This window comes from Pseudomonas sp. HMSC065H01 (genome assembly GCF_001815235.1).
In the GTDB taxonomy this organism is placed as follows: domain Bacteria; phylum Pseudomonadota; class Gammaproteobacteria; order Pseudomonadales; family Pseudomonadaceae; genus Pseudomonas; species Pseudomonas aeruginosa.
This window is the reverse complement of the sequence record NZ_KV819908.1, coordinates 199,084-199,638: the sequence shown is the minus strand read 5'-3', so window position 1 is coordinate 199,638 and position 555 is coordinate 199,084. Positions and strand designations below refer to the sequence as shown.

1 protein-coding gene is annotated in these 555 nt (G+C 64.1%); it reads right to left on the bottom strand.

Annotated features, from left to right (window positions below):
- Positions 1–555 (bottom strand): ABC transporter substrate-binding protein (locus HMPREF3014_RS35185; RefSeq protein WP_244243649.1); only part of this gene is annotated, 555 nt, incomplete at both ends.

Here is a 555-nt window from a genome sequence, read left to right as displayed (position 1 = left end):
TGAGGATGTGCTGGGCCTGCTTGTACAGCTCGCTGCGCTTGTCCTGGTCGGAGACCCGCTTGGCAGCCTTGACCAGCTTGTCGTAGGCCGCGTCGCACCATTTCGATACGTTGTTGCCGTTGATCGAGTCGCAGCCGTAGAGGGTCGCCAGCCAGTTGTCCGGATCGCCGTTGTCGCCGGTCCAGCCGAACAGCATGGCGTCATGCTCGCCGGCATGGGCGCGCTTGATGTACTCGCCCCATTCGTAGCTGACGATCCTGGCCTTGATGCCGATCTTCGCCCAGTCGGCCTGGATCATCTCCGCCATCAGCTTGGCGTTGGGGTTGTAGGGACGCTGCACCGGCATCGCCCACAGGGTGATCTCGGTGCCCTCGGCGACGCCGGCCTTCTTCAGCAGTTCCCGGGCCTTGGCCGGATCGAACGGGGCGTCCTTGATGGTTTCGTCATAGGACCACTGGGTCGGCGGCATGCCGTTCACCGCCAGTTGCCCGGCACCCTGGTAGACGGCGTCGATGATGGCCTGCTTGTTCACCGCCATGTCCAGCGCCTGGCGTA